The following is a 5,945-nucleotide window of genomic DNA, read 5'->3' as shown; positions in this document are numbered from 1 at the left end:
GTGGCCGTTGCCGCCGGCGCGGCACCCGGGCCGGGCCGTGGCGGCGGCCCTGCAGGCCCTCCGCGAGGAGGGACGGCTCGCCGCGGCCCAGTCGGTCAGCGTGCCACGGGACTGGGCGGCCGTGCGCGATCGGCTCGTACCGACCGGGGACGGCGGTGACTGGGAGTGGATGTGGACTGGCACCGCGCCCGCACCGGTGCCTGGTGAGGAACACCTGGTCGAGCTGTCCGACCGGGGCGACGCGGAGGAGATCATGACCTTCGCCCGCACCCACAGCCCGCGCACGTGGGCCGACGCCGGCAGCGGGCGGACCGAGCTGTGGCTCGGCCTGCGGGACGCGGCAGGGCGGCTGCGGGCGGTCGGTGGCATGGAACGTCTCGACACCGGAGCGCCTCACCTGACCGGCATCGTCATCGGCACCGCCGAGCGCCGCCAGGGGCTGGGCCGGGTGGTGACCGCAGCGCTGGCCCGCCGCGCGATCGACGACTCCGGCGTGTGCACCCTCGGGGTGTACGCGGACAACGTCGCGGCGGTGGCCCTCTACCACCAGCTGGGGTTCCGGACGGCGCACGCCTGGAGCACCCGCAGCGTCGCCGCACCCCTCGGCGGCTGACGCGCTGCCGGTACCGCTCAGTGCCAGCACCTGGCCCGCGGCGGCCAGCATGGCGCGCCGGGCCCACGCTCAGCTGCCGGCGCTCTCCTTCGCCAGGACGCACACTTCGTTGCCGGAGGGGTCGGTCAGCACCGTCCACGGATGGCCGTGGGCCCACGGGTCGGTGACCAGGGTGCCGCCGAGGTCCAGCGCCTGCCGCACCACCTGCTCCGTGCCCGGGTCACCGGGCTCGGGCCGGACGTCCAGGTGCATGCGGTTCTTGACGCGCTTGGGCGCCGGCTCGGGACACAGCTCAAGCACCGGCCCGCGGCCGGAGGGATGACGCAGCATGACGTAGCCGCTGACCTCCCCGGACACCGACCACCCGGTCAGGGCGGTGTAGAACCGGGCGTCGCGGGAGGGGTCGGCGCTGTCCAGCGGCAGCGCCGCGATCGGGCCGGTCCCGGAGTAGACGGGCCGGTCCTCCATCACGCAGAACGCGTTGTCCTCCGGGTCGGCGAGGACCACCCAGGGAACCTGTCCCTGGCCGACGTCGTGGTGTCGCGCGCCCAGCTCGAGCAGCCGCTCGACGACCTGCCGCTGGCGCGGCCCGCCGAGCAGGTCGAGGTGCAGCCGCGGGGGCGCGGTCGCGGGCTCAGGGACCCGCTGGAAGCACGGGTCCAGCCAGGGCCCGCCGTCGACCTGCAGCCGCGCCTCGTACTCGCCGTCGGCCTCCCGGCCCGGGTCGAGACCGAGCGCCGCGGTCCAGAACCGGCCCAGCCGGGCCGGGTCGGCGCAGTCCACCGCGATGTTCTCCAGCCGCACGGCGGCAGCCTACGGCCTGCCACCGACGGCCGCGGGCCACCTCGCGGCGGACCGGTCGGCGCTCAGCTGCGGACCGGGTTCACCTCCGCCGCGCCCTGCGCTGCGGGGGCGTCCGGTTCCGGCTCCGCGTCGACGCCCGCCTCGGCGCGCTGCTCCGGCGTGATCGGTGCCGGTGCCCCGGTCAGCGGGTCGAGCCCGCCGCCGGACTTGGGGAAGGCGATGACGTCGCGGATGGAGTCGGTGCCGGCCAGCAGGGCGACGATCCGGTCCCACCCGAAGGCGATGCCGCCGTGCGGGGGCGCGCCGTAGCGGAACGCCTCCAGCAGGAAGCCGAACTTCTCCTCCGCCTGCTCCGGGGTCAGCCCCATCACGGCGAAGACCCGCTCCTGCACGTCCCGGCGGTGGATACGGATGGACCCGCCGCCGATCTCGTTGCCGTTGCAGACGAGGTCGTAGGCGTAGGCCAGCACCCCGCCTGGGTCCTCCTCGAGGGTGTCCAGGAACTGCGGCTGCGGCGCCGTGAACGCGTGGTGCACCGCCGTCCAGGCCCCCGAGCCGACGGCGACGTCACCGGAGGCGACCGCCTCCTCGGCCGGCTCGAACAGCGGGGCGTCGAGCACCCACAGCAGCGACCAGGTGTCCTCGTCGATAAGTCCGCAGCGGCGGCCGATCTCCAGCCGGGCCGCGCCCAGCAGCGCCCGGGAGGGCTTCGGCGGTCCTGCGGCGAAGAACACGCAGTCGCCCGGGGCGGCGCCCACGTGTGCGGCCAAGCCCTCCCGCTCGGTCTCGGACAGGTTCTTGGCCACCGGCCCGCCGAGGGTGCCGTCCTCGGCGACGGTCACGTAGGCCAGCCCCTTGGCACCGCGCTGACGGGCCCAGTCCTGCCAGGCGTCGAACTGGCGGCGCGGCTGGCTACCGCCGCCGGGCATCACCACCGCCCCGACGTAGGGCGACTGGAACACCCGGAAGGGGGTGTCGGCGAAGAACGCGGTGCAGTCCACCAGCTCCTGGCCGAACCGGGTGTCGGGCTTGTCGGTGCCGTACCGCGCCATCGCCTCGGCGTAGCTGATGCGGGGGAACGGTGTCGCCAGCTCCACCCCGGCGACACCCCAGACCGCGCGGGTGACCGCCTCGGCCAGCTCGATGACGTCCTCCTGCTCGACGAAGCTCATCTCGATGTCGAGCTGGGTGAACTCCGGTTGCCGGTCGGCGCGGAAGTCCTCGTCCCGGTAGCAGCGCGCGATCTGGTAGTAGCGCTCCATCCCGGCGACCATGAGCAGCTGCTTGAACAGCTGCGGGCTCTGCGGGAGGGCGTACCAGGACCCCGGCTGCAGCCGGGCCGGCACCAGGAAGTCGCGGGCGCCCTCGGGGGTGGAGCGGGTCAGCGTCGGCGTCTCCACCTCGACGAAGTCACGCTCGGCCAGCACCGTCCGGGCGGCGGCGTTGACGCGGCTGCGCAGCCGCAGGTTCTCCCCTGCCGAGCCGGCGCCGCTCCGGCGCAGGTCCAGGTAGCGGTGCCGCAGCCGGGCCTCCTCGCCCACGGCCACCCGCTCGTCGAGCTGGAAGGGCAACGGGTCGGAGGTGCTGAGCACCTCCAGGTCGCCGGCGACCACCTCGACCTCCCCGGTGGGCAGGTCGGGGTTGGTGTTGCCCTCCGGGCGGGCCCGGACGCTCCCGGCCACCCGGATGCAGTACTCGTTGCGCAGGTCGTGGGCGCCCCCCTCGGCAAGCACCTCGTCCCGGGCCACCACCTGCACCACGCCGGAGGCGTCACGCAGGTCCAGGAAGGCCACGCCGCCGTGGTCGCGCCGCCGGGCCACCCACCCGGTGAGGGTGACGGTCTGGCCGGCGTGGTCGGCGCGCAGGGTGCCGGCCTCGTGAGTTCGCAGCACTGCTGGTGTCCCTTCCTGGGTCATGGGTCGAGCTCGTGGGTCGCGGTCGGTGCGGGTCGGGAGGGGCGCCCGGCGCCGACGCCCGGCCCATCCTACGGACTCTGCCGCCGGGGCCGGCGTGCCGCTACCGCTGCCAGGGTGGCGGTCAGCGGCCGTCCCGGGCCCGCAGCCGCGGGTGGGCCGGCCAGGGCAGGTCGACGGGGCGCAGCGTGTCCCAGCCGCGGGAGCGGGAGGCCACCGCGGACAGGATGCCGATGTGGGCGGCGGAGTTGCGCATCCGCCCGGTCAGCACCGCGGTCGCGGCCTCGTCGAGGTCGGCCCACCGGGTGGGCATGCCGTGCTCCTCGGCCTCCCGAACGTGCCGGTCCTCGGCGGGGACGTCGCTGAGGTCACGGGCGAGGTAGATCCGCTTGGCCTCCGACAGCCCGCCCGGGGAGGAGAAGTACTCGGCCAGCAGGTCCCACCGGCCGGCGCGCAGGTCGGCCTCCTCGGCGAGCTCGCGGGCGGCCGCCTGCCAGGGCGGCTCCCCCTCGACGTCCAGCAGCCCGGCCGGGAGCTCCCACTCGTAGCTGCCCACCGGGTGCCGGTACTGCTGGATGAGCAGCACCTCGTCGCGGCCACGGTCCTGCCGCAGCGCCAGGATGCTCACCGCGCCGGGGTGGTCGACCCACTCCCGGGTGACCTCGCCGGCGTCACCGAGGTCGACGCGGTCGCTGCGGATCGTCCAGATGGCGCCGGTCAGCAGCGTGTCGGTCCGGCTGACCGGCTGCTGCTCGAGCCGGTCGGCCAGGTCGTCGGCGCCGGCCCGTGGTGCCCGCAGGCTCATCGGGCCGGGGTGCGCTCGACCTCGACCAGCCGCTGGCTGCGCTGCAGGTCCAGCGCGGCCCCGACCAGCCCGGCAAAGAGCGGGTGGGCCCGGTGCGGGCGGGACCGGAACTCTGGATGGGCCTGTGTGGAGACGTAGTAGGGGTGCACCTCGGCGGGGAGCTCGACGAACTCCACCAGGGTGCCCTCGGGTGAGGTGCCGCTGACCGACAGCCCAGCCGCGACCAGCTGCTCCCGGTAGGCGTTGTTGACCTCGTAGCGGTGCCGGTGCCGCTCACTGACGGTCGTGGCCCCGTAGGCGCCGGCCACGACGGAGCCGGGCTGCAGCACGGCCTCGTACGAGCCGAGCCGCATCGTGCCGCCGAGGTCACCCCCGCCGTCGACGTAGGCCTTCTGCTCAGCCATGGTCGCGATGACGGGGGCGGCGGTGTCGGGGTCGAACTCGGTGGAGCTGGCGGCCTCGACCCCCGCCACGTTGCGGGCGTACTCGATCACCATCGCCTGCAGGCCGAGGCACAGCCCCAGCGCCGGTACGCCACGCTCGCGGGCCCATCGCAGCGCCCCGACCTTGCCCTCGATGCCGCGCACGCCGAAGCCGCCGGGCACGCAGACGGCGTCCACGCCGGCGAGCGCCTTGGTGGCGCCGGCCTCGGTGCGGCACTCATCGGAGGCGATCCATCGGATGCTCACCCGGGCGTCGTGGTGGAAGCCGCCGGCCCGCAGCGCCTCGGTGACCGAGAGGTAGGCGTCGGGCAGGTCGACGTACTTGCCGACGAGGGCGATCTCGACCTCGTGCTCGGGCTGGTGCACCCGGCGCAGCAGCTCGTCCCAGCCGGTCCAGTCGACGTCGCGGAACGGCAGCCCCAGGTGGCGCACCACGTAGGCGTCGAGCCCCTCCCCGTGCAGCACCCGGGGAATGTCGTAGATGCTCGGGGCGTCGACGGCGTTGGCGACACCGTCGACGTCGACGTCGCACATCAGCGAGATCTTGCGCTTGATGGAGGTGGGCACCTCCCGGTCCGAGCGCAGCACCAGCGCGTCGGGCGTGATGCCGACCTGCCGCAGCTGGGCCACCGAGTGCTGCGTGGGCTTGGTCTTCAGCTCCCCGCTCGGCGCGAGATAGGGCACCAGGGAGACGTGCACGAACAGCGCGTTGGCCCGGCCGATGTCGTGGCGGACCTGCCGGGCGGCCTCCAGGAACGGCAGTGACTCGATGTCGCCGACGGTGCCGCCGATCTCGGTGATTATCAGGTCGGGCCGCTGCTCGGGGTCCGGCTCCGCTGCGTCGGTCCGCATCCGGGACTTGATCTCGTTGGTGATGTGAGGGATCACCTGGACGGTGTCGCCGAGGTACTCCCCCCGCCGCTCCTTGGCGATGACGTCGTTGTACACCTGACCGGTGGTGACGTTGGCGCGGCCGCGGAGCTCGCGGTCCAGGAAGCGCTCGTAGTGGCCGATGTCCAGGTCGCACTCGGCGCCGTCCTCGGTGACGAAGACCTCCCCGTGCTGGAACGGGTTCATCGTGCCGGGGTCGACGTTGATGTAGGGGTCGAGCTTCTGCATCGTCACCCGCAGGCCGCGGGCCCGGAGCAACAGCCCGAGGCTGGATGCGGTCAGTCCCTTCCCCAGGGAGGAAGCGACGCCGCCGGTCACGAAGATGTGTTTGGTCTGCTCCACCACGGGCTCCCAGTCTACGTCAGATCAGATCGGCTCGCGCTGGCGGCTCGCCCGCCGACGCGGGTTCGGGCGCGGCGGTAGGCGGCCAGGGCGGCCCGGCAGGCCGCGGCGCTGCCCGGGAGGTCGGCGCCGCG

The 5,945-nt window shown here is 74.2% G+C and carries 5 protein-coding genes; 1 reads left to right on the top strand and 4 read right to left on the bottom strand.

Translation table 11 applies throughout. The features are described 5' to 3' along the window. A partial coding sequence (locus tag GFJ45_RS14630) for a GNAT family N-acetyltransferase (protein ID WP_153398497.1) occupies positions 1–613 on the top strand: 613 nt, incomplete at its 5' end. 69 nt (positions 614–682) lie between these two features. Here the strand turns inward: GFJ45_RS14630 and GFJ45_RS14625 are convergent. The 4 genes from GFJ45_RS14625 to GFJ45_RS14610 form a co-directional block, all read right to left on the bottom strand. Then, complete coding sequence (locus tag GFJ45_RS14625; protein WP_153398495.1) at positions 683–1,417, bottom strand: VOC family protein; 735 nt, start codon at positions 1,415–1,417, stop codon at positions 683–685. Between the two features lie 62 nt (positions 1,418–1,479). Beyond that, positions 1,480–3,309 carry an aspartate--tRNA ligase gene (gene aspS, locus GFJ45_RS14620; protein WP_153398499.1) on the bottom strand — a complete coding sequence of 610 codons (1,830 nt, stop codon included), beginning with the start codon at positions 3,307–3,309 and terminating at the stop codon, positions 1,480–1,482. Positions 3,310–3,454: 145 nt separating this feature from the next. After that, positions 3,455–4,135: an NUDIX domain-containing protein gene (locus GFJ45_RS14615; RefSeq protein ID WP_153398493.1), complete on the bottom strand. Its 681-nt coding sequence runs from the start codon at positions 4,133–4,135 to the stop codon at positions 3,455–3,457. Continuing rightward, positions 4,132–5,814, bottom strand: a complete 1,683-nt coding sequence (locus tag GFJ45_RS14610) for a CTP synthase (protein ID WP_153398491.1) — start codon at positions 5,812–5,814, stop codon at positions 4,132–4,134. The genes GFJ45_RS14615 and GFJ45_RS14610 overlap by 4 nt, the downstream gene beginning before the upstream one ends. Positions 5,815–5,945 lie beyond the last annotated feature (131 nt).

Origin of the sequence: Ornithinicoccus halotolerans (genome assembly GCF_009602535.1) — a bacterium.
GTDB lineage: Bacteria > Actinomycetota > Actinomycetes > Actinomycetales > Dermatophilaceae > Ornithinicoccus > Ornithinicoccus halotolerans.
Note: the sequence above shows the minus strand (reverse complement) of the source record. Positions and strands in the feature narration are given on the sequence as shown.

Bases quoted from the DNA above. Each gene is read 5' to 3' on its own strand.
- GFJ45_RS14615 (WP_153398493.1), bottom strand. From the start codon at position 4,135: ATGAGCCTGCGGGCACCACGGGCCGGCGCCGACGACCTGGCCGACCGG.